The 26,065-nt window shown below is 60.0% G+C and carries 22 protein-coding genes; 8 read left to right on the top strand and 14 right to left on the bottom strand.

Annotation, left to right across the window (positions count from 1 at the left end; translation table 11 throughout):
• Positions 1-4: 4 nt before the first annotated feature.
• The 11 genes from AC3WL8_RS26810 to AC3WL8_RS26860 form a co-directional block, all read right to left on the bottom strand.
• A complete protein-coding gene (locus AC3WL8_RS26810; protein ID WP_492379133.1) occupies positions 5-1,423 on the bottom strand; it encodes an efflux transporter outer membrane subunit in 1,419 nt (472 codons plus the stop codon).
• A 59-nt stretch (positions 1,424-1,482) separates the two neighbouring features.
• A complete protein-coding gene (locus AC3WL8_RS26815; protein WP_492379134.1) occupies positions 1,483-3,588 on the bottom strand; it encodes an FUSC family protein in 2,106 nt (701 codons plus the stop codon).
• Positions 3,589-3,610: 22 nt separating this feature from the next.
• Positions 3,611-4,666 carry a multidrug transporter subunit MdtN gene (mdtN, locus tag AC3WL8_RS26820; RefSeq protein WP_492379135.1) on the bottom strand — a complete coding sequence of 352 codons (1,056 nt, stop codon included), beginning with the start codon at positions 4,664-4,666 and terminating at the stop codon, positions 3,611-3,613.
• A gap of 22 nt (positions 4,667-4,688) precedes the next feature.
• Positions 4,689-4,988: a YtcA family lipoprotein gene (locus AC3WL8_RS26825; RefSeq protein WP_492379136.1), complete on the bottom strand. Its 300-nt coding sequence runs from the start codon at positions 4,986-4,988 to the stop codon at positions 4,689-4,691.
• Positions 4,989-5,277: 289 nt separating this feature from the next.
• Positions 5,278-5,853, bottom strand: a complete 576-nt coding sequence (locus tag AC3WL8_RS26830) for an acyloxyacyl hydrolase (RefSeq protein ID WP_492379137.1) — start codon at positions 5,851-5,853, stop codon at positions 5,278-5,280.
• Positions 5,850-6,593 carry a YoaK family protein gene (locus tag AC3WL8_RS26835; protein WP_492379138.1) on the bottom strand — a complete coding sequence of 248 codons (744 nt, stop codon included), beginning with the start codon at positions 6,591-6,593 and terminating at the stop codon, positions 5,850-5,852. The genes AC3WL8_RS26830 and AC3WL8_RS26835 overlap by 4 nt, the downstream gene beginning before the upstream one ends.
• Before the next feature lie 3 nt (positions 6,594-6,596).
• Positions 6,597-6,893 (bottom strand): XapX domain-containing protein, encoded by a 297-nt coding sequence (locus tag AC3WL8_RS26840; protein WP_492379139.1) that lies wholly within the window; start codon positions 6,891-6,893, stop codon positions 6,597-6,599.
• A gap of 26 nt (positions 6,894-6,919) precedes the next feature.
• Positions 6,920-7,348, bottom strand: a complete 429-nt coding sequence (locus AC3WL8_RS26845) for a DoxX family protein (RefSeq protein WP_492379140.1) — start codon at positions 7,346-7,348, stop codon at positions 6,920-6,922.
• Positions 7,349-7,374: 26 nt separating this feature from the next.
• Entirely contained in the window at positions 7,375-9,243 is a 1,869-nt protein-coding gene (locus tag AC3WL8_RS26850; RefSeq protein WP_492379141.1) for an amidohydrolase, read from the bottom strand.
• A gap of 128 nt (positions 9,244-9,371) precedes the next feature.
• Positions 9,372-10,055 carry a hydrolase gene (locus AC3WL8_RS26855; RefSeq protein WP_492379142.1) on the bottom strand — a complete coding sequence of 228 codons (684 nt, stop codon included), beginning with the start codon at positions 10,053-10,055 and terminating at the stop codon, positions 9,372-9,374.
• A 218-nt stretch (positions 10,056-10,273) separates the two neighbouring features.
• On the bottom strand, positions 10,274-10,639 hold the full coding sequence (locus AC3WL8_RS26860) for a response regulator (protein ID WP_492379143.1): 366 nt from the start codon (positions 10,637-10,639) through the stop codon (positions 10,274-10,276).
• A 687-nt stretch (positions 10,640-11,326) separates the two neighbouring features.
• Here AC3WL8_RS26860 and AC3WL8_RS26865 point away from each other — a divergent pair.
• Positions 11,327-12,070, top strand: a complete 744-nt coding sequence (locus AC3WL8_RS26865; protein WP_492379144.1) for a winged helix-turn-helix domain-containing protein — start codon at positions 11,327-11,329, stop codon at positions 12,068-12,070.
• Positions 12,071-12,119: 49 nt separating this feature from the next.
• Here the strand turns inward: AC3WL8_RS26865 and AC3WL8_RS26870 are convergent, their stop codons facing one another.
• Positions 12,120-12,755, bottom strand: a complete 636-nt coding sequence (locus AC3WL8_RS26870) for a response regulator transcription factor (RefSeq protein ID WP_492379145.1) — start codon at positions 12,753-12,755, stop codon at positions 12,120-12,122.
• Between the two features lie 618 nt (positions 12,756-13,373).
• Here AC3WL8_RS26870 and AC3WL8_RS26875 point away from each other — a divergent pair.
• The 7 genes from AC3WL8_RS26875 (at position 13,374) to AC3WL8_RS26905 (ending at position 22,946) form a co-directional block, all read left to right on the top strand.
• Entirely contained in the window at positions 13,374-14,480 is a 1,107-nt protein-coding gene (locus tag AC3WL8_RS26875; protein WP_492379164.1) for a porin, read from the top strand.
• Positions 14,481-14,897: 417 nt separating this feature from the next.
• On the top strand, positions 14,898-15,251 hold the full coding sequence (locus AC3WL8_RS26880) for a DUF3331 domain-containing protein (RefSeq protein ID WP_492379146.1): 354 nt from the start codon (positions 14,898-14,900) through the stop codon (positions 15,249-15,251).
• A 630-nt stretch (positions 15,252-15,881) separates the two neighbouring features.
• Positions 15,882-17,603: a ubiquinone-dependent pyruvate dehydrogenase gene (poxB, locus tag AC3WL8_RS26885; protein WP_492379147.1), complete on the top strand. Its 1,722-nt coding sequence runs from the start codon at positions 15,882-15,884 to the stop codon at positions 17,601-17,603.
• 141 nt (positions 17,604-17,744) lie between these two features.
• Positions 17,745-20,684 (top strand): FAD-binding and (Fe-S)-binding domain-containing protein, encoded by a 2,940-nt coding sequence (locus AC3WL8_RS26890; RefSeq protein ID WP_492379148.1) that lies wholly within the window; start codon positions 17,745-17,747, stop codon positions 20,682-20,684.
• Between the two features lie 224 nt (positions 20,685-20,908).
• Complete coding sequence (locus AC3WL8_RS26895) at positions 20,909-21,766, top strand: fumarylacetoacetate hydrolase family protein (RefSeq protein WP_492379149.1); 858 nt, start codon at positions 20,909-20,911, stop codon at positions 21,764-21,766.
• A gap of 49 nt (positions 21,767-21,815) precedes the next feature.
• On the top strand, positions 21,816-22,649 hold the full coding sequence (locus AC3WL8_RS26900) for an enoyl-CoA hydratase/isomerase family protein (RefSeq protein ID WP_492379150.1): 834 nt from the start codon (positions 21,816-21,818) through the stop codon (positions 22,647-22,649).
• A gap of 150 nt (positions 22,650-22,799) precedes the next feature.
• Positions 22,800-22,946: a hypothetical protein gene (locus AC3WL8_RS26905; protein ID WP_492379151.1), complete on the top strand. Its 147-nt coding sequence runs from the start codon at positions 22,800-22,802 to the stop codon at positions 22,944-22,946.
• 1,038 nt (positions 22,947-23,984) lie between these two features.
• Here AC3WL8_RS26905 and AC3WL8_RS26910 read toward each other — a convergent pair.
• Positions 23,985-25,319, bottom strand: a complete 1,335-nt coding sequence (locus AC3WL8_RS26910) for an amidase (protein ID WP_492379152.1) — start codon at positions 25,317-25,319, stop codon at positions 23,985-23,987.
• Positions 25,319-25,996, bottom strand: a complete 678-nt coding sequence (locus AC3WL8_RS26915) for a DUF2848 domain-containing protein (protein ID WP_492379165.1) — start codon at positions 25,994-25,996, stop codon at positions 25,319-25,321. The genes AC3WL8_RS26910 and AC3WL8_RS26915 overlap by 1 nt, the downstream gene beginning before the upstream one ends.
• Between the last annotated feature and the right edge of the window lie 69 nt (positions 25,997-26,065).

The following is a 26,065-nucleotide window of genomic DNA, read 5'->3' on the forward strand; positions in this document are numbered from 1 at the left end:
CACCTCAACGCATATCGCCTTCCGCCCGGAAGCCGCCGCCCAGTGTTCTTGTCAGCACGATGGATTGCTGGAGGCTTTGGGATGTCAGTTGAAGCATCGCCAACTGCTCCTGTAACTCCATCTCGCTTGCCTGCTCCACTTGCAGCCTGTTGGCCAGCCCCCGTGCGTATTGCGCTGATGCGCTGTCCAGCGTGAACTGCACCGCCTGAAGTTTCCTCTGCTGCATGGCGGTGCGCTCACCCAGGTCCTTGAGTGCGCTGCCCGTTTGCGCCACATCGCGAACCGCATTCAATACGGCCTGGTTGTATTGCAGAATGACGGCATTACTTGCCGCTTTCTCTCCCCTAAGATTGGCGTTGAGCCGACCGCTATCGAACACCGGGAGATAAAGGCCGGGTGCAATGTTGATTTGCTGGCTTGCATGCAGAAAGAGTTGGGAAAGGTCGAGGGCATTGAATCCGAAAAAGGCTTTGATGTCAAAGCTCGGATAAAACGCCGCTTTCGCCGCCTCTACCTGTTTCACGGATGAGACGACATACCAATGCAGCGCCTGCAGATCGGGGCGGCGTGCAAGGAGCTGAAAGCCGAGACTTGACGGTATCCCCGTTGCCACGACCGGGAGCGTCTTGGGCGAAATGTCCACCGGTTCGCGAGAATCCGCGCCAATCAAGGCACGCATTGCCTCCTGTCCGTTGGTCACCTCATCAGAGGCCTGCGAAATCTTCTGTTCGACAGAGAGTAGCTTAGCCTCCGCCTGTTTGGCGGCAGTCTCGGGTTCAAGCCCGCGCGCAATCTTCGAACGATGACCATCGACCTCGATGGCGATGGCGTCGCGCTCCCGTTTCAGCAGGTCGATGGCGGACAACGCGGTCTGCACGGAATAGTAGAGTCTCGCGACACCCGTCGACAGTACGAGCGCAACCTGTGCTGCCTCTGCTTTCTGCGCATTCTCAACGCCAATGGCCGCAGCAATCTCTGCTCGATGCCGCCCCCAGATGTCCAGGTCCCACGCGCCACCTAAGCCGACGAGCCCCGTCGTATACCACGGGCCGTTCGCTCCGATTGCCGGCTCAAATCCTGAATATGCACTCAGGAAACCGTGGGATGACACGCGTTCACGGTCGACAGACCCGATGGCGCTGACCTGCGGTCCGGATGCCGCTGCCGCCAGTTCCGCGCGCGCTTGAGCCTGTGCCACACGCTGATGTGCCAACGCCATCGTCGGGGAGACCGATAGTGCGCGGTCGATAAAGGCAGTCAGTTGCTGGTCATCATATTGCAACCACCATTTCTCGGACGGCCAATCGCCTGCGGTCAAGTCCAGTTGCCGCGGGATCTCGACCTGCGCTGCATCCACCTGCGGAACGGGAGCGCCGTCGTGATGAATCAACGCGCAACCCGCCAATACCGTAACGCTTGCCATGGCAAGACAACGCAAATGACGAGAGAGACTGCCCCGCGGGGCCGGCGACATGGAATCCATCATTGTGCTCGCACGCTGGCTGAAAGACCCGGCGAGCGAGAGCCAGCCTCCCCAACCCACTCCGGCAAGCCCGACACTGCTTGCAGTATGCGATTGACCTCGGCACTCAGCTCCGCGGCGCTGCCATCGGCGCCCTCAGGCAGTTCTCTCCCGACCATGTATGCCTCGGGGGCCGCCAGCCTGAGGGGCCTTGCGCCGGGCGTCGATTCTTTCAGCCCCGTGGCATACTCCATAATTGCCGAGCCGGCGTTCGATGCGAAGTCGCGTGCGGCATCGCTGAGAAGCGCAGGCATCCTGCCGCTGGCGACATCAAAGGCGCTTCGCAGGGCGTCCGCGGCAAGCAGCAACTCTCGCGCGGCAACAAGCACGGAATTTGCACGCAACGTGACGCGCTCTTCTTCACCTTCGCGCCAGGTTGGCTCAAGCGCGACCCGCAATAACATACCCTCGCAGTCATTGAGCGCAGCCCATGCCGCCATTCGCTGCTTTCCAATATCCGGGCTGTCTTCGGCGACTGTCGGATGCCCGAGACTCTGCAGCAGCCTGGCCGTTGAAACGAGACTGGCCGAGAGCCGGCGCCTGAGCAACGCTGCCTCACCTTCCGGCCATAGGCTCATCTGCACAAAGGTGGCAACTACTATGCCCAGGAAGATGCCAACGATGCGGTCCCGAATCTCTGTCAGCTCAAACGTGGGGGCGAATTGCTCCAGGAACGCCAGCGAGAATGTGAACCATACTTGCACACCCGCATAGCTGATGCGCTCCGAGCCAGATGCCACCCATGCTCCGATAAACAAGGCCGGCAGAACGTTCACAATCAGCGCTGCGACGCCGTCAATTCTTGGGAGAATGAATACTATCTCGAACAGCGCCAGCAGACTGCCAATAGCGGCTCCCCAAAAACGCAGCAATGACCGTCGGCTTGATGCACCGAGACTGGGCTGGGCCACAATCAGGCACGTCAGCATCACGGTATGCGCACCTTGCCAGTCGGTGGAATTGTAGAAGAGATAGCACACCAGCACAGCCAACAAGGTCTTGAGTGAAAACTCTGCGTATATCGGGCTATTAAAGGCGTCCGGTGCGAGCAAAGGCTGTCTCGGCGCCTTGTGCATGGCGTCGCCCTGTGCCACCGTGAAGGCGTCGAGTTCCAGAAAAGCGCGATTCATCGCCACCAAGGCCCAGGGAGATCCGGCGGCAGATGTCGAGCCAACGGCGGGGTCCCTTCGCTCTTCTGCAATGGGAAAGGGTTCGTCCCTACCGATCGCACCGGCCAGTGCTCCGCACGCCTTGTGCAGGGACCTGACCCTATCCTCGAGCATCCCTGGGACGAATGAAGTCTGCTGCAAGTTCGACGCGGCGACGTAGAGGTTCGAAACCGTTGTGACCGTCGCAAGATCGCGCGCCTCGGCAATGTCATCGCGCCTGCCGCGCATTGCTGTAAATCTCAGCAGCTTCTGGAGAGCAGTCGTTGTGCCCTCAACGTCCCGCGCGGTAATGGGTCCGGGCGCAGATGCGCTGCCAAGCGATGCGCCCAATCTCGCCTGCACTACCATGAGCTTCGAAACCAACATCTGGCGCAATTGCTGCCGAGGTTCAGCCGGCAAGAGTAATGTGTTGATGATGAGCGTGAGGGCTATCGGGTAGCACACCGAAACCCATACCCAAAGGATTGCCCGGATCAGCGCTTCCGCATTCGGCGTTACGTCGACAAACGACTGGACGTAGATGATTACGATGGCGCCAATGAAGAAAACAATGCCAAGCTGGAAGACCCGCATTCCATAGACACAGCAGAAGAATATCAGGCTGGCAAATACGATTCGTAGCAGCGGATAATCGAAGGTGAACTTGAGCAGAAGAATCGAGCTGCCCAATGCAAGCGTGGCCCCGGCAAGAAAAAGGATTCCCGTTATCCTGGTGAGGACGACATTCGACTGAGTTGCAAAGTACGTCACGAGAATCGACAGCGCGAGAAACGGCACCTGCAGCGTCATGGAAATGACGATCACAATTGCGGCGCTGGCCACGCAGCGTAGCGTGACGTTCATCCGACCGGGGAACGGGGTAAGCTCGTCACGCAGAAATTGCAGGAAGCGATTCATGTCTCAGCACGCCTGTGTATTCTCACTCCGCAATGTGCCGGTCACTCCGCTCGGTTGGGTGGAATGTCGCCACAGCGGAAGTTCCAACTCGAAAGAGCTCCGGATTCGGGTCTTTGATCCTGATCTTCACCGGAAACCGTTGTGACACATGCACCCAGTTCAGGCTGCGTTGGACTTTCGGCAGCCCTTGCGCCAGGCTCCCGCCATCGTCGGGGGCCACGCCATATCCGACAGAGTCGACTTCCCCCTCGAAATGCACCGCAGTCTTGCTCATGAGGTACACCGTGGCCCGAGTGCCGGGCCTGATATTCGCCAACTCTGTCTCGCGCAGATTCGCTATGACATACCATCGTGTCGTGTCGATGAGCGTGAACACAGGCGAAGACGCCGACGCAAACTGACCGCGTGTGGTTCGAAGCGAGACCACGACACCGTCGAACGGTGCCCTCACCGTGGCGAATTCAAGATTCAGCTCGGCGGATGCAATCTCCGCCTGTACGACCGAGCGCTGCGCCTGCAATGCGTCCACGCCGCTGACCGCAGCCGTCGCCTCGCGCGCCTTTAGCTCCGCGGCCTCGAGTTCCGCTGCGGTGCTTCGCGCCAAGGTTCGCGCCTTGTCCAGTTCATCGGCCGAAACATATCCCTTCTCGACAAGCGGCTCCATCCGACGCAGTGTGTCTGCCGCTTGCTTCGCTGCAGACCGGGCCCGATCGACGCTGGCCCGAGCCGCAGACGCATTCAATGCCTGTGCGTTGACCGAACGCTGCGACAGCATGATCTGCTGGTCCAACTGGACCAGGGAAGCGCGGGCCTTGTCCAACATATCCTGGAAGGGACGGCGGTCCAGTTCGAACAGGAGATCGCCTTTCTTCACACGCTGGTTGTCTCGAACTGCGAGGTTCACGATCCGACCCGACACCTCCGGAACCACATTGATCGTGTCGGCATATACGAATGCATCATCGGTCCGAGGCTCCGTATCCACGCGCCAGACAACAATGACGCCTAATCCGATAGCCGTCAGCAGAAGAAGGATGGTCAACAACTTCTTCCTTCGGCTGTGCGCGTTGTCTTCCATGTGCTTCTGCTCTCGATAGACCTCAGAAAAACAACAGCCAACCCGCGAACGCCAGCAGCGCCAACAGGGCTGGGTAAGCAACGGCTGGTGGGTTGAGCCAGTCGTTGAGCCCGGCGCGCAGCAACAGCAACCGAATCAGAACAGTGGCCACAACGGCACCGACGATGCAGAAGAGCCAGTCGGGGTAATACGCCCCAAGCACGCTGGTCGACGGGGACCGGCCGCAGCCATGCAGCAGGCCAAGGGTCCAGACCACACTTGCGAACTTTGGCCGGTGAGCCATGCAGCCGCATCGACGCCCTTCTTTCTCGCTAAACTCCATGACCACGTCACCATTATTTCCAGATTGAGCGACAAGCGTCCCCCAACGGCTGAGCAGAGATCAACGCGGCGGAGACGATGGATTGCGATATGGAGGCGAGAATCCGACGACTATCACCTGACCGGACGTTCGCACCATACTAGCCTTCATCGTAAGGGACGCTAGCGGTGGTGGGTATTACATATTCATGTTGCCGGGCGCCGTACTCAGCCTGTCAACCGGCATTCCCGCGGGCGCAACTTCTCGCATTACTGGGTCACGCTCAGCCGATGCCGCCCTATATCTCCCGTTAGAAACGGTAGCGCAAGTAAGCGGTGTAGAAATTGCTGCCGGGGTTGGGCTCCTTGATCCCTGCGTTCGAGATATGCTGGAAGCGGAAGCCGGCTTCAGCTGCTTGCCTGGCACCGAACGCGACGCCCATGCCGATCATGTCCGAAAACTGGAATGCCGAGCTGAAGTTGTGCTGATCCGACGTGCTCGTATGGCTCAATAGCCTGGGTCCGACAGAGGCCTCCAGGAACGGCACGACCGACCCGCCACGTCTCTCGAGACGAAAGATTGGCGAGAACCCGAATTCGGTCAGACTTTGACGGTTGGTGCCGCTTCTCGAATCCCATTGCGCAAGCTCCACCTCCCATTGCAGCCTGGCCTGCCAACCCACCGGGTTGCCCCAGGCAAAGCCTGAGTCCCAGTTGATGCCGACTTCGTACTTGTCGATACCATGCGACGGATCTCGACCAAATGCCAGGTGGACCGCCGGATCGGCGCAGGCCGGTGCACAGATCGCGGCGGAAAGCGAAATGGCTGCAACCCATGCACGAAGACGGGCGCACGCCAGGTACGTGTTTTGACGGCGCGAAATCATGAGCGATATTCAATTCTTGGCCTCACGCTGCCCCTCCTTTGCCGCGCGGTGCTGGCGCTGACGAATGCGAGCGCTCCAATGGGTAGCAGGACACACCAGAAAGAAATATGCGTGTAGGCGGCAGCGCCTAAGCCTGCGCCGATTACGAATCCGGCGATAGCGGGAGCCGTCTTCCCGATCCTCTTCTTCAGCACAGACCGTTGATCCTGCGAAGCGCCTCGCAGATCGACCAGATCGATGACTAGTTGAGTGGTGTTTCCTGTCATGACGGTCGTGGTACCAAAATCGGCGAGCGCGGTCCTGGCGAGAGCATTCTGAATCCCCATTGCAGCGACAGCGCTCAGACCCGCCAGAACGGCGACAGGCGCATCGGCATTCCTGATTGGGACTGACAGATAGGCGAAACCCATGAATGTCGCCAGGAGCAAGCACTCGGCAAACAGCAATACGGGAACGGGCTGCCTATTTTTACGTACCAATCTGGATTCCGAAACTCTCGTGCCCGCGGCGGCCAGCACGAAAGTCGGGAGGGCCAAGATCTTCGCGAGAAGGACGTGCGCCGTCGGCGACGATAGTTCGATGCCAATCATGACGAAATTCCCGGTTACGTGTGCGGTAAGCAGGCCGAACAATGCCGTGAAACCCACCACATCGACATAGCCTGCCACGAACGAAAGAAGCAGCCTTGAGGAAGCAGAAGCGACTACCGCGTGGGGTGCGCCAAGGTCACCGGACGACATGATTCAATCTCGCGCGGAAGGATCTTTGTTTTTTCTTGTAAGGATCACTGCTTCTTGCTTATCCGATAACTTGGATGGAAGCCCGGATTTCTTCGGCGCGCATTCCTGCCGAAACCAAGCTGCAGTAACCGGTGCGCCGGCACGCATGCGCTGGATAGGGGCGACCATCTGCTCCCCAACCAACATCCCAAGCAGACCCACCAGTGCAATAGCCGGCGGCGCCGGCGAACGCACGTGTATTACCGCATAAACGATGCCGACGAGAATCCCGGCGGCCAGGGATGCGATATAAGGCTTCATGGCTTCATCTCCATCATGACTTTGAATTACGGGGTGCCGCGCATGTCTTCCCAAGCCACCAGCAGAAAGCCGCCGACCAGGCCCAGATGCTCGAAGAACGCGTTGGCCATCATGAACTGCACCTGCGGCGGCGCGCACCAGAAGCGGTTGGCCAGGAATGTGGCCGCCAGCGTGAAGGCAGCCAGTGCCAGCGCGCCGAGCCAGCGCCAGCGGCCGAGCAGGATCATTGCCGAGGCACCAAGCTCCAGTGCGATCGTCGCCGCAGCCAGCGGAGTCGCCGGTGACAGGCCGAAGTGCTGCATCTCCGCCATGGCGCCAGCAAAGTCGAACAGCTTGACCAGCCCGCCCTGCAGATAAGCCGCGCATAGCAACAAGAGCGCGATCCAGCGAAGCCAGCGCGGCAACCGGTGCGTGTCTTCGCCAGTGTTGGCCAGCAAGGATGTCGATGGGTTCATGAGCGTTTCTCCATATGCGTCCTGCCTCAGAACGCCCAGCACGAGCAGCCGAGCGCGCCCCAGAACGAACTCTCGTCCGAGGTCGGCGCGCTGGAGGTCCAGGCTTTGGCATGCGCATGGCCGTGTACGCCGCACGCGCTGGTGCAGCCGCAAGCGGTGTTCAGCGCCAGCTGCTTGCGCGCCTGCGGCCGTGGCTGGTAGCCGCCGACGTGCCGCACCGGCGACCAGTCCGGCATCGCCGGCGGGATCTCGGGCGAGAGCTTGCCGAAGTCGCCATCGCCATAGACCACCTTGCCGCCGAGAAGGGTCATCACCGAGGTGATGTCCTGAATGTCGTCGCCCGGCACACTGAAATAGTCCGCGGACAGCACCGCCAGGTCGGCCAGCTGGCCCGCCTTGATCTGGCCCTTCTTGCCGGTTTCTGACGAGAACCAGGTATTGGCCTCGGTCCACAGCCGCAGCGCGGTCTCGCGATCGAGCAGGTTGGCCTGCGGGTACATCGACATGCCGCCCACGGTCTTGCCAGTGGTCAGCCAGTACAGCGATACCCACGGGTTGTACGAAGCCACGCGGGTGGCATCGGTGCCGGCGCCGACCTTGACGCCCTTCTCCAGCATCTTCTTTACCGGCGGGGTGGCTTCGGCGGCGCGCGCGCCATAGCGTTCGACGAAATACTCGCCCTGGTAGGCCATCCGGTGCTGCACCGCGATGCCACCGCCGAGCGCGGCGATGCGGTCGATACTGCGGTCGGAGATGGTCTCGGCGTGGTCGAAGAACCAGTTCAGCCCGTCGAACGGAATGTCCTTGGCGATCTTCTCGTAGACGTCGAGCGCGCGCGTGATGCTCTCGTCATAAGTTGCATGCAGGCGCCACGGCCAGCGCTTTTCGGCGAGCAGGCGGATCACGGGTTCTAGGTCGGCCTCCATCGATGGCGGCATGTCGGGGCGCCCGACGCGGAAGTCCTCGAAGTCCGCCGCGGTGTAGACCAGCATCTCGCCGGCACCGTTGTGACGGTAGAGGTCATCGCCCTGGCCGGGCTTTACCTTCGCGGTCCAGGTCTTAAAGTCGCTGAGCTCTTCCTTGGGCTTCTGCGTGAACAGGTTGTAGGCCAGGCGCACCGTGAGCTGACCTTCCTTGTGCAGTTCCTCGATGATGCTGTAGTCCTCGGGATAGTTCTGGTAGCCGCCGCCGGCGTCGATCACGCCGGTCACCCCCAGGCGGTTCACCTCGCGCATGAAATGGCGTGTCGAGTTCTTCTGGTACTCGGGCGGCAGCGTCGGACCCTTGGCCAGCGTGGCGTAGAGGATGGTCGCGTTGGGCTTGGCCAGTAGCAGGCCGGTGGGATTGCCGCGTGCATCGCGCACGATCTCGCCGCCCGGAGGGTTCGGCGTGTCCTTGGTGTAGCCAACGGCGCGCAGTGCGGCGCCATTCAGGATGGCGCGGTCGTACAGGTGCAGGATGAAGACCGGGGTGTCGGGCGCCACGACATTCAGTTCGTCGATGGTGGGCAGCCGCTTCTCGGCGAACTGGTGCTCGGTGAAGCCGCCCACCACCCGCACCCATTGCGGCGCTGGCGTGCGCGCGACCTGTTCCTTCAGCATGCGCATCGCATCGGCCAGCGAGCGCACCCCGTCCCAGCGCAGCTCCATGTTGTAGTTCAGGCCGCCGCGGATGATGTGCATGTGGCTGTCGATCAGCCCGGGAATGGCTCGCCGACCATTCAGGTCGACGACCTTCGTCTGCGCACCCGCCAGCTTCATGACGTCCTGGCGCGTGCCCACGCCGACGAAGCGGCCGTTCTGGATCGCGACCGCGTCGGCTTGCGGGTTGACGCGGTCGAGCGTGGTGAACTTGCCGTTGACGAGAACGAGATCGGGAGTCGGGATCGGTGACATGGCGAAAAGCTCCGAGGAGCTGCCGTGGCCGGCACGGCAGTCAGGTCGATGTGTTACCCGCGGGCAATGCCTAAAGCGTGTCCGACGGTGGATTCCGAATGCAGGGGCGCCTTCGGAATTCGTATTGGTCAGCGTGCCGGTACAGCGGCCAGCATCTCGTGGGGTACTGCCGTACGTTGCGCGGCCTTGTGGACCATCGTGTACGCGTAGTCGACACCCATACCATAGCCACCGGAATGTTCCTTGACGACTTTCATGACCTCGTCGTAGGTGTCCCGGTGGGCCCAGTCACGCTGCCATTCGAGCAGTACCTGCTGCCAGGTCATCGGAACGACCCCAACCTGGACCATCCGTTGCATGGCGTAGTCGTGAGCCTCCTTGCTGGTTCCGCCGGAAGCGTCGGAGACCATGTAGATCTCGTAGTTCCCCCCAGCGATTGCAGAGAGTGCAAAGCTAGTGTTGCAAACTTCAGTCCAGAGGCCAGCGACGACCACCTTCTTGCGCTTGTTTGCCGCCAGGGCGTCGCGCACCTTCTGATCATCCCACGAGTTCATCGACGTCCGTTCCAGCAGCTTGTGGTCCGGGAACACGTCGAGCAGCTCCGGATAGCTGTATCCGGAGAATGATTCGGTTTCCACCGTCGTGATGGTCGTCGGAATGTTGAAGATCTTTGCGGCTTTGGCCAGGCCAACGGTGTTGTTCTTCAACGTCTGCCGGTCGATGGATTGCACGCCGAATGCCATCTGTGGCTGATGATCGATAAAGATCAGCTGGCAGTTGCCCGGAGTGAGCAGTTCTAACTTCTCGTTCATGACGGAACTCCTGTAGTCGGTGTATGGACGATGCCATTGGTAGGCGAGCTTGACTCTGTCCAACACCGATTTCAGGCTTGTGACCAATCAGCGAGATTCGATGACAATTGAAATATGACCTGTGTACCGTGACCTGCTGAACAGCGGGGCGAGGACCCGCGGACAATGAGCGCAAGGACCAGCGGACGCTCCCACCGACATTCCGTCCGCCGATGGGGTCACTGACATTGCTCAATGAGCGCGATAAGCGCATCTCCACCGACTGGCTTGCGAACGAAGCCTGCTGCACCGTGGTCCAGAAAGAACGACTCAGCGTGATCGCCGGGCTTCCCGGTGATGATGATTACAGGTAGCGCAACTGCCCGACTTCGGACACGATGGAGCACCTCCAGACCATCGATCGGCCTCATGCCGAGATCCGTAATGACACATAGGAACTCGGAAATGTCCGCAGCCAGAAACAGCTCGGCTGAAATGAAGAGCTGAGTTTCATAGCCGCAGGATGCAAGAAGGTTCGCAAGCGAATTCAGTACCCTGCGGTCATCGTCGACAACTGCGATGGCTTTCGCATTTCGGGACAGCATCTAGGCAAAGCCTCCCTTCGGCCGCACGGTATAGGAGAAATATAGCCGCTTCCGGACACTTAGCGGCCACTTCGACCACATTGCATGATCAGCGCAGAGCGAGCGCTCGCCTCGACGGATATGACCGAGTCTGCGGCAGCTACGATCTCTGGGCGGCACAGTGATGGTTCCTCACTCGAAGCGAAAGGCGGGCAGCGATGCCCCACTGCTGAAGGGTAGACGTACATGAATATGTAGTAGCGCAGGGACGATCCACGATGCAAGATGGAGCCGTACCATCAGTCACGGCGCCATATCGCTGAACTGTCTACGCGACCGCCCCACCCTGACGCTCTGGCAAACTGCCCTTTACGAGTAGCTGGTCTCCGCAGCGATGGAATTCCGCAACGAGGGATTCTATAAGGCAAGCCTCCCGATTCCAATAACATGAATGTTGTAGAGCATTCATATTTACCTCGCGCCCCTGGGCAACTGAACGACGTCATATCGACGAACAAGCGCCGGCCCGCCCTACACTGCATCCCGCGAATCGGATTCCAACTTTATGTAATTGCGAAGCGCAGGGAATCTAACGGAGACTCCTTCAAATCCAACGGTGGCGACGCCGCCCCAAGCATGGCGGCAACATCCCGGGTCGAGTCAGGCATCGATAATTTGTATTGCGACCGCTAATATCTTGCGACAGACATGAGATCAGCAACCTCCCCTACCGATACCGTGCATATCCTCGTCGCCGTCGATGATCCTGAGATGCGCCAGCTGATCGTCGACTATCTTGGCACCAACGACATATGCGTCACGTCGCTGCCGGATGCCCGCGGAGTGGAGGATGCACTGGCTCGCGAGACCATCGACCTGTTGATCGTTGCCGTAAAGCCTCCCGGCGATGATGGATTGCGACTAATCCAACGACTACGGGATAACTCCGACTTGCCGATAATCCTGCTAGCCGGTCGGTCTGACGTGGCGGATCGTGTCATGGGGCTGGAGCTGGGGGCTGATGACTATCTCGTCAATCCTTTCTCTAACCGCGAGCTACTGGCCAGGATACGTGCCCTGCTGCGCCGATGCCGTTCACGGTACTCGGTAGCGGACCGGTTGACGCGTATTCGCGCCTATCGTTTCCAGGGATGGGAGCTGAACGTTCGATTGCGTCGTCTGATCCGACCGGATGGCGCTGTCGTCGCTCTAACCAATGCCGAGTTCAACTTGCTGGCCGCATTTCTGAACGCACCGCAGTGCGTGCTGAGTCGCGACCAACTACTTGAACGTTCTCGGCTGCACAACGACGAAGTCTATGAGCGCGCGATCGATGCACAAGTTGCGCGCCTGCGCAAAAAGCTGGGCATGGGCCCGGTCGCGGGAGACATCATTCGCACGGAGCGTGGCTTTGGCTACGTCTTCGCCGCCGCGGCGGTACTTGTGAGCTGATTGGCTTGCCAAAATACACCAGGTGACGCCTCGGAATCCTCTGGCGGCGCTAGCCGCCCCCCGCAGGCTGGTGTGTCTCTAGCCCCAGCCGGCTTGCTTGCCTGACGAGTGCGGCAAATGAGCCCGCTTGCATCTTCTTCATAATGTGACCGCGATGCACCTGCACGGTGTACTCAGTGATCCCAAGCACGTCAGCTGCCTGCTTGTTCAGCATACCCCCGACAAGCAAGGGGAGAAGCTCTTGCTCTCTTGGTGTCAGGGTTTCGTAGAGCGCACGAAGCGCAGCAGCCTCGCCGGCCTCCCTGCGCTGTGCTCGCGTCTTGGCAATTGCGGTGTCAACGGCTCGGAGCAGGGCATCCTCACTGACGGGCTTCGTCAGAAAATCGACGGCCCCGCCTTTCATCGCCAATACAGTGGAAGGCACATCATTCCTGCCCGTGATGAAGACGATGGAAGCATGAGAATTATTGATAACCTGCTCCTGGACTTCCAGGCCACTCATGCCGGGCATGCGCATATCGAGAATCAGGCACGCCACTGTGTCCCACTGAGTTTCTTCCAGAAACTCATGCCCTGAGTTGAACGAACGCACACTTTTGCCATGAGCGCGCAGCAGGCTTGTAAGCGCTTCCCTGACGCGTGAATCGTCGTCTACTATGCACACAAATTCGTTGACCGACTCCACGAAACGCTCTCCATCTTGCGTCAGCGTGCGCCGCCCCTCACTGTGGCAGGAGGGGATGAGGCGCGCCATCACTGTGAATAGAAATGTCGCCTGAATTATAGCAAAGCGAGTATCCGACCAACGTCCGGTAGCCGGCAAGTTGCACTACATGAATATGTAATTTCGCGAAATCACAAGACGACGTAGCGACCGGGTAACGAGCCCCTTCGATCACCTCATAACGCTCAGCCGGCGGGACGGCCCCAGTTTGAAAGAGGTCGCCGACACTCCAGCTTCATGTAATAGCGATCCTGTTTCGTCGAATTTACTATCGGAACACCTTGAGTTTGCGACAGCGGCAAACACAGGGTCCTCGGTGCGCCGCAGTCGTTCCCGTGCTCGGCCACCGCCTTCGGGTATGTCGGCGTCATCCCAGCCTCGACCTCCCGCCCTTTGGTGCGCCCGGCCCGCTCTCGGCCGGCCACCATTCTTTTTGTGGATTGCCGACTTGACAGGACAAATCCACGACGGAAATGCTCAGGTGGTCTGAGCGCCTAAAGCGTTTGCTTCCTTTCAAAAGAGGCACAAGCATGACCAGCATTTCGGGTACAGGCCAGCCCCAGGGAGAAGAGCTCAATGATGACAAAGATTGGCGTGTGGCGTGGGATCTTCCCACTGGCGGCTTCGACGGCGTGCATGATTGGTGTGGTCCATGCCCAGTCGTCGGTTGTTCTCTATGGGAGACTGAATACCGCACTCGAGTATTCCAACGCCACGACCGCAACGGATGGCACGCATCCCGGTGGCACTGCCCGCCTTACCAACAACCGGTCCGTCGTTGGCATTCACGGAGAAGAGTCGCTCGCCTACGGGCTCAAGGCAATCTGGCAAATTGAGAGTGCGGTATCGATCGACACTGGTTCCGGGCAGATTGCCGCCCGCGATACGCGAATCGGCCTGGACAGCCCCTATGGCAGCGTGTTCATGGGCAATTGGGACACCCCATATACCAGGGCGACCAAAGGCTATGATCCATACTATCCGACCACCGCCGGCTATATGGCGCTTATGGGCAATGGGTCGGCCGCTAGCTCAGACAACGTGCAGGACCCCAATTCCTTCGACCGGCGTCAACAGAACTCGCTCCACTACCAGTCGTCACAGTGGCACGGACTGAGTGGCGCCGTCGCCTGGGGTCTGCCTGAGGAAAAGCTTAGTGTGCCTCGCAATCCCGTGCTGTACTCTTTTTCCGGTGCCTATGATAATGGCCCGCTCAATGTCACGCTGGCCTATGAAGTCCACCAGCACTATCACACCGCTGGCCGTAATGACGACGGCATGAAGGTGGGGGTCTCGTACCAGTTCCCGACTACAACGCTTGCACTGGTGTATGAGCGACTGCACTACCGCACGGCCACAGGGGACCTGACACGCAACAGCTACTACACCTCGCTGGTACAGAAGCTGGGCCCGGGCAGCGTAAAGCTTGGCTTCACCTTCGCCAGCAACGGAGCGGGAAGCGCAACCGAGACGATTGGCTCCTTCCGAAGCGGTGCGGAGACCGGCGCAACGCAGATCACCCTCGGCTATGACTATCCCTTGTCCAAGCGTACATCGATCTATACCTACTACAGTCGAATCAATAACAAACGAAACGCCACCTACGACTTCGCCATCAATAACCTCGGTGTCAAGGCCGGCGCCGATCCTCAGACCTTTGCATTGGCCATCCGCCACAACTTCTAGCATCGAGAATGACTGGCCCCGGTACGTGGCCTGCCTGTGCGCGGAAGGCACTCCCGGACGGCTATTGCATTGAACTGGAGGCCTTAACGTTGGCAAGGTGAAGGACACGATCCCAGATACATGTAATGGCCGTTCTTCCCGTCTTAACTATCATTCCAGGTAGGACGCTAAAGCGAAGCGCGGATCGATTAACGTTCAACGCGCTGGCCTATCCACATGCCGTTTCTGGCACGTAGCCCCGTTCATGCACGGTGAAACCGGATTACGCTCGTTGGGCGCTCAGTCGATTTCCCAGTTGGTAGTGGGCCCGTTTTTGGAAGGCACGTCACCACGCTTTGACGCTGATTCTTTTCGATTGTTCGAAGGAGCACCACCATACAAGATGCCTCCAAAGTCGATCGCGCCTGGTTCCACACCATGGCCCTGCTCAACCCTGAGGGTGACGGGATCACCCATCCACCTCAACCTCACCCTGCTTGCCCAGAGTATCAGCACGACTCGTTCCAGCCGTGTGCAATCAAGGTATTGGAGCGACGCAGTCTGACTACCGCCACCGTCGCATGGAGCGACTCGACCACTGGCCACTATGGCGAACAACCCTGGCAACGCGTTATCACACGGAGAAGTGGAATCTGTGCGGCGAGCGGGTTGGTCATCGCCGAAGGGGATGCCGTGTATCGTCCCCGCCTTGCGCTGCCTGCTCCTCGAAACGCCGCGGCGATGATTCTGGCCTCGGTAATGAAAGCAATCCCATCAGCGGACTATCTTTAACCTAATGTGGTCCAGCATCGCTGGTGTAGGTGGCATCAGGTGCTCGCGCCAAGGGCAGCAATGCCTATGTCGAGCACAGGCCCGTCCCGCAGCCGTCGCCAGCGACTCATTTGGGAGCCACGGCCCATTTCCTTCGGCAGCCATCGGCGCTCTCGCTATCCTGGACACAGGCTCCTGTACGCCTTTGGCGATCGATCTCCGCTTCGTTCAATGTCGGCTCCAGGCCGTGATAAAACGCGATAGCGGCCGTTCTCGTTCACCGTTCTACTCCCGGAATCCCAAGATCCCAGATTCATGTAATGGGCGCAATCCACTCCTGCTTCTATCATCAAACCAACAATTGATGCTGAAGGCTAGCACGAGCTGCGTGATAAGGAGCTTTTCGATGGGGGCCGTTTGTGGTTGCACACGGTAGTCCTTTTGCGGGGCCTCTTCAGCTCAATAAGCAGCACTCTTCTTAACTTTCCCTCGAAGACCACGAACACCAGCGCTCCGCGATTGGTGATCGCCGGGACAGGTCTGCACCGTCCCATGACAGAGGGTGATGCGCTCACGCAGGTTGTGTCTGCTCTATCTCTTTGAGCAAGCGGCGGATCTGCAGCAATAACTCACCTTGAATGGAGATGCGAAATGGCAACGATAGCTGCCGACTACATGGTTGGTGCACTTGTAAACGCGAGAGTAAAGCGTGTGTATGGCGTGGTGGGGGATTCACTGAACGGATTCACGGATTCCCTGCGTCGCGATGGTTCGATTGAATGGGTTCACATGCGGCATGAGGAAAGCGCGGCGTTCGCCGCTGGCGCCGAAGCGCATCTCACGGGGCAGCTCGCCGTATGCTGCGGAAGCTGCGGTCCTGGGAATCTACACCTCATCAATGGTCTGTTTGACTGCCATCGGAACGGTGTTCCTGTTCTTGCTATCGCTGCGCATATTCCGAGTTCGGAAATCGGCACCGACTATTTTCAGGCTACCCATCCCGAGGTGCTGTTCAAGGAATGTAGTCACTATGTCGAACTCGTATCGAGTCCGGACCAATTGCCTCAGATTTTCGGCCGTGCCATGCGGGCGGCAATCGCGCGTAAAGGCGTCGCAGTCGTTGTCGTCCCGGGAAATGTAGCTCTCAGTCCGTTCCCAAAACCTGTGCCGAACTGGAGCGCGCCTGCGGCTCCGCTGATTCGCCCATCGAACGCCGAAGTCGCCAGACTCGCAAATCTGTTGAACCGGTCGTCGCGAGTGACATTGCTCTGTGGGGCCGGTTGCAAGGATTCGCACGCGGATGTCATCGAACTCGCCCGCAAGCTGCAGGCCCCCATCGTGCACGCGCTGCGAGGCAAGGAGTACATCGAATACGACAACCCGTTCGACGTGGGAATGACGGGACTTATCGGATTTTCTTCCGGCTATTCCGCGATGAAAAGCTGCGACATGCTGCTGATGCTGGGTACCGATTTCCCCTATCGCCAGTTCTACCCCGAAGGGGTCACCATCGCGCAAGTCGATATCAGGGCGGAGGCGCTCGGCAACCGGTGCCCGCTAGACCTCGGGTTGCTGGGAACAGTCAAGGATACGCTCGGCGAGCTGCTTCCGCTGATTGCGGAGAAGACCGACCGCAGCTTCCTCGACCGCGCACTCGAAGACTATCGCAAGGCTCGGAGTCATCTCGACGCGCTGGCGGAGCTCGAAGCAGGCGGAAACACCGTCCATCCGCAATACGTGACGCGGATCGTCAGCGAGCTTGCGGATGACGACGCCATCTTCTCCTGCGATGTCGGCACGCCCGTCGCATGGGCCGCCAGATACCTGAAGATGAACGGCAAGCGGCGTTTGATTGGATCGTTCAATCACGGATCGATGGCCAACTCGCTGTTGCATTCCATTGGCGCTCAGGCCGCCTTCAGGGACCGACAAGTGATTTCGATGTCCGGTGACGGCGGATTCACCATGATGATGGGTGAGTTCCTGACGCTCGTTCAGGCAGGATTGCCGGTCAAGGTCGTCGTACTCAACAACGGAACACTAGGCTTCGTGGAAATGGAGATGAAGGCCAATGGGTTCCTGGATACCGGATGTGACTTGAAGAATCCGAACTTTGCCACGATGGCCAATGCAATGGGCATCAAGGGCGTGCGCGTCGAGCGTCCCGCAGACCTGGAAGGCGCCCTGCGCGAAGCCTTTGCACACCCCGGCCCCGCCCTGGTTGATGTCGTGAGCGCGCGCCAGGAGCTCGTGATGCCGCCTACGACCGCCGCTGACCAGGCGGTCAAGTTTGGCCTGTTCATGCTCCGTGCCGTGATGGACGGTCGGGGACAGCAGCTTATGGACCTCGCAAAGGTCAATCTGTTCCGGTAGTGCTTTTGCGCGAGTGCATACCTGCGCCAGGCGGCCTCCAACTAGCAGTTAAGTCCGCGCTCGAGTCGAACAGCTTCAGGGAAAGCCATCAGGCCTCGGCAGCATTTCATTTGATTCCACTCCCTTTTTCCCCAACTCAAGATGAAAAAACTCCTTTCCGTGGACCCAGCAAAAATTGGGCGGCCTCCGGGCGAGGCATCTCCGGACGCGATACCCGAGGAACTCTGTGATGGAACACCTGCGCCGTTGCGACAGGCGCTAGCGCAGCTACTTGGACCAGATCGCGTGTTGCATCGGCTGGTTGACATTGTCCGCTATGCCTCAGATGCCAGTCCATATCGGCTGGTGCCGCAGGTAGTGGTTGTCGCGCATGATGCGGACGACGTGGCAAAGGTCCTTCGATTCTGTGCTGAAACAGGTCGACACGCCACGTTTCGCGCTGCTGGGACAAGTCTGAACGGGCAAGCACAATCGGATGAAATTCTCATAGACGTTCGCAAGTCTTTCAGCGGTATCAAGCGCATCGGGAAGGATGGTGTCAGCCTGAAAGCCGGCGCCGGAACCATTCTTTCCCACGCCAACGCTCATCTGGCAGTGTTCGGCCGCAAGATTGGGCCGGACCCGGCAAGCTCCGCGGCGTGTACGCTCGGTGGCGTCGTTGCAAACAATTCAGGGGGCATGCGGTGCACCTTGTCTCAAAATGCCTACCAGACCGTCAAGGCGCTAACGTTCGTCCTCGTATCCGGGACGAAGATCGACACATCGGACCCGGACGCTGAACGACACTTCCAGGCAAGCGAACCCGAGCTCGCGGAAGGACTCATGGCGCTACAGGCGGAGATTCTCGCGGACGACGCACTTGCCGAGCGAATCCGTCGGAAATACTCCATCCGGAACACGCATGGCTACCGGCTTGACGCATTCCTGGACGGTCGCTCTCCCCTTGAGATATTTCGTCGTCTCCTGGTGGGCTCGGAAGGGACGCTTGGGTTTATCTCGGATGTGACATTTGATACCGTCGCGATCCCGGCCGCCACGAGCGTCGCATGGATTGCCGTTCCTTCCATTGACGATGCCATCGCGCTTGTACCGGAACTGGTTGCACTCGGTGCCGCTGCCGTCGAATTGATGATCGCACCGGCCTTGCGAGCCGCGGCCGCGGCGTTCCCCGGCACGCCTGAGTACTGGAAAACGCTGGACTTGCAGGCTGCCGCACTGCTGGTGGAGCTAGGGGCCAGTGACGAGGAGAGCCTGACGGAAAAGCAGGCTCTCGTCATGCATTTGACCGACCAGGTAGCACTGCTTGGAGATTTGACCTTTACGAGTCGCGTGGAGGCCGTGGAGCTTGCCTGGCATGTACGGGAGGGACTTCTAGGCCTGGTTGGAAAGCAGCGACCGCAGGGCTCTATGCTTGTCACGGAGGACGTATGTTTTCCACCCCGCCTTCTGGCAAGCGCAGCGCACGACCTGCAGGCCCTCCTGGAGAAGCACGGGTTCATGCCAGGGGTTGCGGGGCATGCCGCCCACGGTAATCTGCACTTCACGCTCATCGCGCGATTCGATGAGGAAAATGGCAGGGCGACCTATGCAAAATTCATGGAGGAACTCGTCGACCTCGTGGTGCGCAAATACGACGGATCCCTGAAAGCAGAGCATGGAACCGGATTGAACATGGCGCCGTACATCGAGCACGAATGGGGCGAGCAGGCGACCAGCATCATGTGGCGAGTCAAGGCACTCGCCGACCCGCATGGCGTTCTTGCACCGAACGTCATCCTCACCAGGGACAAGGAGATTCATCTCAAATCTTTCAAGTCGCTGCCTCCGATAGACGGCGTTTCCGACGCCAGCCAGTGTATCGAATGCGGGTTTTGCGAGCCGGTATGCCCGAGTCGGAATGTCTCCATGACGCCGCGACAGCGTATCGTTGTGCGCCGGGAAATGGCGCGGCAACCGGAGGAATCTCCCAACTTGCGACGGCTCCAGGAGCAATATCAGTACGACGCCATCCAGACCTGTGCCGGTGATGGGACCTGCTCTCTGCCTTGTCCCATTGGCATCAATACAGGCGAACTGATGCGCGAGTTTCGCCGGCGTTCACAGAGCGAGACCTCAGAGAGCGTTGCCCTGTCCGTTGCCAGGAATTTTGGCATTGTCGAGCGCGCGAGCACTGTGGCGCTGAGTGGAGCGAAGTATCTCGGCGATACGTTGGGTTGGCGGTCTGTGAAAGCCATCGCAGACACGGCGCGCAAAGTGGTCAGCACCGATATCTTTCCCACCGTACCAGGACCGATGCCGAAACCGGCCGCAAGCCGTATGCCGGAGACCACCCGCGAGGGCGCCAATGCGGTCTACTTTACTGCTTGCGTCAATCGGATGTTCGGTCGTGATCCCGACTCTCCTCGCGACGCGATATCGATTCAGAAGGCGCTCGTCCGCGTCTCACATCGCGCAGGGAAGACGTTGTGGATTCCGCCGGACGTCAAGGGATTCTGTTGTTCAATGCCGTTCAGTTCAAAGGGTTACGCCGCGGCGCATGATTTCATGGCGACTTCGACTGCGCGTGCCCTGTTGCGGTGGACCGATGAAGGACGTTTACCAGTCGTGGTCGACGCGGCATCTTGTACTCACGGCCTGGTGAGCGGGATAGCTCAGCATCTTGACCCTGAACTCCGCGAGCGCTACTCGCGTCTCAGCATTATCGATTCAGTGACTTGGTGTGCAAGCCTCCTGCCCAACCTCAAGGTGAGCACGCCAATGCGGCGCATGGTCTTGCATCCGACTTGCGCGATGTTGCATCTTAATCTGTCTGGGCAACTCAAGGAGCTGGCACAGCACATGGCACAAGAGGTCGTCATTCCGATTGGCGCTACCTGCTGCGGCACCGCCGGCGACCGGGGTCTGCTGCATCCGGAACTCGTTGCCTCGGCCACGCAGGACGAGCATGCATATGTCGATGCGACAACTGCCGACGCATATGTGTCGGCAAACCGTACCTGCGAAATGGGCTTGCGGCATGTTACGGGACGACCTTACGAGTCTTTTGTCTTCAGTCTGGAGCAATGCACCCGGGAAACCTGAGTGGCGCCTGTTCCCCGTCATCGCGAAACTCGGGAACCTCCACATTTGTGTAATAGCGGTAAGCGAGCCTGCTACCTATCCTGAAGCTAAGGTCCAGCGCTGACTCCGAACCCGCACATCGCACGAGACTGTGAGCCAAACCACTGGCTTCGCTCCACCAGACGTGTACCCGGGATCGTTGTGACCTCATCTCGTCCAATCTCGATTCAACCAGGATCCAGACAATGAAATTTGCACGCTTTGCCAAAGACGGCCGTATTGGGTTGGCTGCAGCCGCAAAAGGAGAGAAATTCCATGGCCGCTTTCTCACCGACATTCCGGAATTTGGTGACCTGAGCGACGCCATAGCTGCAGGCGGCGTGGCACTTGCTTCGCTTGCCGAGTGCCTTTCACAGGGAGAACCTGTGGACTTCGAAGGCCTCGACCATCTGCCCCCACTCACTTCACCAGGGAAGATCGTCTGCATCGGGCTGAACTATCGTGATCACACGAACGAGACCGGGTCGGTACAACCCGATTACCCGGTCATTTTCTCGCGCTTCGCCTCAAGCCTCATCGGGCACCGGAAGCCTATCGTGCGGCCCAAGGTGTCCGGGAACCTCGACTATGAAGGCGAAATAGTCGTCGTCATCGGAAAGGGTGGACGGGCAGTTCCGAAGGCCTCCGCGTTAGATCACGTCTTCGGATACTCGCTGTTCAACGACGCGACCCTGCGCGACTATCAGATGCGTACGACTCAATGGACCATTGGCAAGAACTTCGACGGTACTGGCTCGTTCGGACCTTACATTGTCACGGCAGACGAGCTGCCCGTGGGCGCAAAGGGATTGAAACTTCAGACACTTCTAAATGGAGAGATCGTTCAGGAAAGTAGCACCGACGAAATGATTTTTGATGTCGCAACGCTCATCGAAACTGTCAGTGAAGTGATGACGCTGTCCCCTGGCGACCTGATTGTTTCGGGTACTCCTGCCGGCATCGGTATGGCGCGCACGCCGCCACTATGGATGAAGCCGGGTGACATTTGTGTTGTAACCGCGGATGGACTCGGTAGCCTGACGAATCCAATCACGGATGAATAGTTGGCGCATCCGGTTCTCAACATATGATCACAGAAACAAACCAACCGCCATGCCATATTCTGATTACAAATGTTTCCAGTTCGAATTTGATTCTGGCGTCGCATTCGTCAGCATCAACCACCCGCCGATCAATCTTCTGGATGAAGTGCTATCGCAGGAGTTCGACAAACTCGGCAGGGAACTCGAAGTCGACGACAGCGTCCGGGTTGTGGTTCTGCAGAGTGCGCTTCCGGATTTCTTCATCGCCCACTCTGGCTTGGGCCGGGTTGGAGCCGCACCTAAAGTAGTGTCCCATACGCGCAGCTTTCGTCTGACGCAGATGATCGGCGAACGGTTCAGGAGTATGCCCAAGGCAACTATCGCCAAGATTGAGGGACGGGCCCGAGGCGGTGGCAGTGAAATCGCACTGGCTCTGGATATGTGTTTTGCAGCCGTTGGCAAGGCGGTCTTCGGCCATCCGGAGGTGGCGGTCGGGCTTGTTCCTGGCGGCGGCGCTACGCAAAGATTGCCACGCCTGATCGGGCGAGGACGCGCCTTGGAAGTGCTCATGGGTTGCAATGATCTCTCGGCGGAGCAGGCAGAACGTTATGGTTATATCAATCGCGCGTTGCCAGCGGACGAGCTAACGCCTTTTGTCGAGCAACTGGCTCACCGCATCGCCTCATTTCCCCCGCATACCATCGCTCATACCAAGGCGGCCGTGGATATTGGGGCGTTTCACTCCCTGGCAGAGGGCTTTCTGGTAGAAGCTCACGAGTCGGACTTGAGTGTCGCAAGTGAGGTAACGCAAGCGCGAGTGGCCGACGCATTGAAGGTCGGCGCCGAAACGTATGAAGGCGAGCTGGAGATGGACTTTTTATCTAGACTCTCCCCGATAAGATAACCCCACGACTGCGGCGATCTCACCCGCCTGCGATGGCGATCGGACTAGTGTGTCCAGCAGGACAAGGCAGGCCGGTCGTAATGAAATGGTCAGCCCGATCCCCCGATGCATCGCCTAGGCCGGAGGCGTCACTTTCCGGAGGAGACTGCCATGAGCGAAGTCACATTGATCGGCATTGATCTCGGCAAACCGATCGGTGTGCACGCATCCACGCGGTCTGCTGTTGCTTCCCTGCCAGCAAACACTTCGATCGGCTCACGTCGCTCCAAATCGACGATGATCGTTCCGTATTGGTGACCGCGGGCAATCGCCCAGTCATCGATGCCGACGACCCGCGGTCGCGGTTTGCGCTTGCGCCCAGAAGGCAACGCGGGACGGGACACCTAAAATGCCAATATTCGGCTTACCCCGTACGAGCCATCGTCAGTTTGCCGTCCAGAAGGCATGGCGGCCCTGCGGTGGACGGGTTCGTGCAGGCGGCCCATTGCGCGCGGCTCCTTGTCGCCCACACACCGCCCCGCCAGTGACAAATTCGCTCTGGGCAACTCCCGCAGCACGGTATCGGCACTGGTGCGCAAGACCAAGGCGTTGGCAAGCCGGGCTGCCGCCTCACCACCGAGGGCGTGGCCCAGCGCGTGCAACGCCCAGCCTGCGATCGCGTACGACGTTGATGCCGACCGGCCAGTGCGTGGAGGTTCTCGGCAAACGTACGAAGGGAGCAATTGGCGTTCGTACACTTGAAGCGCCGCACCTCAACGGCGATAACGACCCGCTGCTCGAGCATCGGACGTTCTTCCAGCCGGCGCACATAGCGGCCGTGGAGTCGGTTACTCCAATGACGGCAGGCAGGACAAGGGGCCGCACGAACCGTACTGCAGGCTTCGACAGTGATGGTATCCCCTCGCGCGTCGCTCGCGATCGCTCGATACCGGTCGCATTCGGCAACGGACCATGCGTGAGGGACGCCGAAAGGAGATGGCAGCCGTAATGTCCGAAAACATCGTCGTGAACGATCCGTCAGCGATGCGCGAAGCTGCCCGCCTTGGACTCGGCGTAGCGCTGTTGGCCTGATGTGCTGGCAGACCTGAAGACTGGTGCGCTGGTCCGGGTGCTTCCGCGCTGGTACGCGGAAGCGGGCGAAATCTCTCTCTATTTCTCCTCGCGGACCTTATTGCCCGCCAAGACCCGGGCCTTTGTCGACTTTGTGACCGAGGCGTTCAGGCGACAGGGCCTTGCCGACCGCTTCTCGGCCCGCCCTGCCCCTCACTAGGTTGGACAGCATGCCGATGGAGACCCCGCAGAGGCGCGGGGCCGCCGATGCGGCCCCCCCCCACTTCAGCGCAGGCCTGTTTCAATCGCACCGGCAACTTGCAGGATGCGCTCGTCGGCACCGTTCAATCCACAGACGCTGAGCGCAATGCCCGGCACGGCAGCGGCAAGCGGAAGAGATACCGCACAGCCATCAAGAAAATTGATGACGCTGGGATTGCGAAGCACGAGGCCGTTGGTCGAGAAGAAGGCTTCATCGCTGTCGAGCGCGTCGAGCCGCGGCGGCCGGACGGCCACGGTCGGCATCAGCCAGGCGTCGGCGTCGCGCAAAAGCTCGGCCGCTCGTTGGCGCATGACTTCTCGTTCCGTGAGCAGGGTCAGATAGTCGTCGGCGCCCTGTTGCTGGCCGCGGCGTATCCGTGTCGCCACGCGCGGGTCGTAGGCCGCACCGCGCTCGTCCAGCAGCGCACGATGCCAGTGCCATGCTTCGGCCGCGGTCAGGCCCCCGCCGGCATTGATCTGTGGCAAGCGGTGCAGTTCGGGGAAATCGAACGGGATGACCTGCGCACCGAGCCTGGACAGGCTGGCCAAGGCTGCATCGAAGCCACGCGCGACTTCTCTGTCCAGTGCCTCCGTGACGAAGTCGCGCGTCACGTACAGCCGTAGGCCCGCCAGAGCAGCGGGTCGGCTCTCGAGCGTCTCACCACTGAGGACCGCATCGAATGCCGCGCAGCAAGCCACTGAACGCGCCAGTGGGCCGGCCGAGTCGAGCGAAGTCGACAACGGCACGGCGCCGCCCAACGGCACGCGCCGTGCACTGGGCTTAAAGCCGGTCAGCCCGCAGAATGCGCTCGGGATGCGGATCGAGCCTCCCGTATCGGTACCGAGCGCGGCCACGGCCATATCGAGCGCCACGCTGACTGCGCCGCCCGAGGTCGAGCCGCCGGCGATGCAGGCTTCGTCGAACGGCGTGCGCGGCGTACCGTAGTGCGGATTCAGGCCGAGCCCGGAAAACGCGAACTCACTCATGTTGGTGCGCCCGATCAGCACCGCGCCCGCCGCGCGCAGGCGCGCCACTGCCGGCGCATCGGCCGCCGCGGGAGCGCCATCCAGCGCCCTGGACCCCGCGCGCGTGACCTGGCCGCGCACATCGAACAAGTCCTTGACTGAAACCGGCAGGCCGGCCAGTGGCGATGCCACGTAGCCGGCAGCACGTGCCTGGTCTGCCGCAGCGGCCGCCGCCAGGGCGCCTTTAGTATCGACCTCAAGAAATGCCGTGCCGCCCGAGGTGCGATGACGGTCGATGCGCTCCAGCGCCTGTTCAGTCAGCGCGATGCTCGTAGTACGCCCGGCATTTAGGCTGGCGGCCAGTTCGGCGATGGCAGGAAGGTCCGTAGGCATCAAGGGGCCACCTCCAGGCTTGCCACGCGGTAAGCATGGCGTATCGAACGCCGCAATACCGGATCGTGCAGTTCGACTTCGAATGCCTCACCGCCTCCCAGTTCTCCGATCACAGCCTGGGTCCCGCAAAACATCGCGGTGCCGGGCGGCAGCGCGCCTTCGCCGTGCAGACGGCGGATCAGATCGCGCGGATCGAGCAGGCGTGTCACCAGTCCTTCCTGGTAAAGCTCGCGCACGCCATGCCGAATGCGCCAGGAGCGCATTTCGAGCCGATCCCAGTGCGCCGCGACGTCGTCAAAGCGCCAGACCTCGCTGCCGACCGGCTTGGCGCACATCTGTTTGGAAACGGTGACGTCATAGGCCTCGACCTTGCGGTCGGTATGGTCCGAACCCACGCCGACATAGAGAGCGTCAGCGCCTGCCAGCAGCACAAACTCGATCTCACCCGATGAATCCTCACGCGGCACTTCCAGCAGCGGCGCGATGCTCAGCAGCGAGGGGGCAAGCGGGTAAAAGCACGGTACGGTCGAAGGCGGCTTCACGCCGATCTGTTCGAGTTCCCGAATGTGGTGGTTGACGGCGTCGGCATCGCGTCCGGTCCAGCCGGCAATGACGAGCCGGTCGATATGCAGGGCCAGCGGTCCCTCGCCGGCGAGCTGGAATTGCAGAGTAGGCATGCGGTACAAGTAGTTGGGAAGAATGGGCTGCGAGCGGAATGCAGCCGGCAGGCCCGGCCCGTCTGACAC

The sequence above is a fragment of the Cupriavidus sp. FW305-F7 genome (genome assembly GCF_058782875.1).

Excerpts from the sequence above, each read along its gene's own strand:
- AC3WL8_RS26865 (WP_492379144.1), top strand. The coding sequence starts at position 11,327 with ATGAGATCAGCAACCTCCCCTACCGATACCGTGCATATCCTCGTCGCC.
- AC3WL8_RS26910 (WP_492379152.1), bottom strand. The coding sequence starts at position 25,319 with ATGCCTACGGACCTTCCTGCCATCGCCGAACTGGCCGCCAGCCTAAAT.
- AC3WL8_RS26900 (WP_492379150.1), top strand. The coding sequence starts at position 21,816 with ATGCCATATTCTGATTACAAATGTTTCCAGTTCGAATTTGATTCTGGC.
- AC3WL8_RS26875 (WP_492379164.1), top strand. The coding sequence starts at position 13,374 with ATGACAAAGATTGGCGTGTGGCGTGGGATCTTCCCACTGGCGGCTTCG.
- AC3WL8_RS26835 (WP_492379138.1), bottom strand. The coding sequence starts at position 6,593 with ATGTCGTCCGGTGACCTTGGCGCACCCCACGCGGTAGTCGCTTCTGCT.
- poxB (WP_492379147.1), top strand. The coding sequence starts at position 15,882 with ATGGCAACGATAGCTGCCGACTACATGGTTGGTGCACTTGTAAACGCG.
- AC3WL8_RS26855 (WP_492379142.1), bottom strand. The coding sequence starts at position 10,055 with ATGAACGAGAAGTTAGAACTGCTCACTCCGGGCAACTGCCAGCTGATC.
- mdtN (WP_492379135.1), bottom strand. The coding sequence starts at position 4,666 with ATGGAAGACAACGCGCACAGCCGAAGGAAGAAGTTGTTGACCATCCTT.
- AC3WL8_RS26860 (WP_492379143.1), bottom strand. The coding sequence starts at position 10,639 with ATGCTGTCCCGAAATGCGAAAGCCATCGCAGTTGTCGACGATGACCGC.
- AC3WL8_RS26895 (WP_492379149.1), top strand. The coding sequence starts at position 20,909 with ATGAAATTTGCACGCTTTGCCAAAGACGGCCGTATTGGGTTGGCTGCA.
- AC3WL8_RS26815 (WP_492379134.1), bottom strand. The coding sequence starts at position 3,588 with ATGAATCGCTTCCTGCAATTTCTGCGTGACGAGCTTACCCCGTTCCCC.
- AC3WL8_RS26825 (WP_492379136.1), bottom strand. The coding sequence starts at position 4,988 with ATGGAGTTTAGCGAGAAAGAAGGGCGTCGATGCGGCTGCATGGCTCAC.
- AC3WL8_RS26915 (WP_492379165.1), bottom strand. The coding sequence starts at position 25,996 with ATGCCTACTCTGCAATTCCAGCTCGCCGGCGAGGGACCGCTGGCCCTG.
- AC3WL8_RS26880 (WP_492379146.1), top strand. The coding sequence starts at position 14,898 with ATGGCCCTGCTCAACCCTGAGGGTGACGGGATCACCCATCCACCTCAA.
- AC3WL8_RS26830 (WP_492379137.1), bottom strand. The coding sequence starts at position 5,853 with ATGATTTCGCGCCGTCAAAACACGTACCTGGCGTGCGCCCGTCTTCGT.
- AC3WL8_RS26890 (WP_492379148.1), top strand. The coding sequence starts at position 17,745 with ATGAAAAAACTCCTTTCCGTGGACCCAGCAAAAATTGGGCGGCCTCCG.
- AC3WL8_RS26810 (WP_492379133.1), bottom strand. The coding sequence starts at position 1,423 with ATGGCAAGCGTTACGGTATTGGCGGGTTGCGCGTTGATTCATCACGAC.
- AC3WL8_RS26845 (WP_492379140.1), bottom strand. The coding sequence starts at position 7,348 with ATGAACCCATCGACATCCTTGCTGGCCAACACTGGCGAAGACACGCAC.
- AC3WL8_RS26840 (WP_492379139.1), bottom strand. The coding sequence starts at position 6,893 with ATGAAGCCTTATATCGCATCCCTGGCCGCCGGGATTCTCGTCGGCATC.
- AC3WL8_RS26850 (WP_492379141.1), bottom strand. The coding sequence starts at position 9,243 with ATGTCACCGATCCCGACTCCCGATCTCGTTCTCGTCAACGGCAAGTTC.
- AC3WL8_RS26905 (WP_492379151.1), top strand. The coding sequence starts at position 22,800 with ATGAGCGAAGTCACATTGATCGGCATTGATCTCGGCAAACCGATCGGT.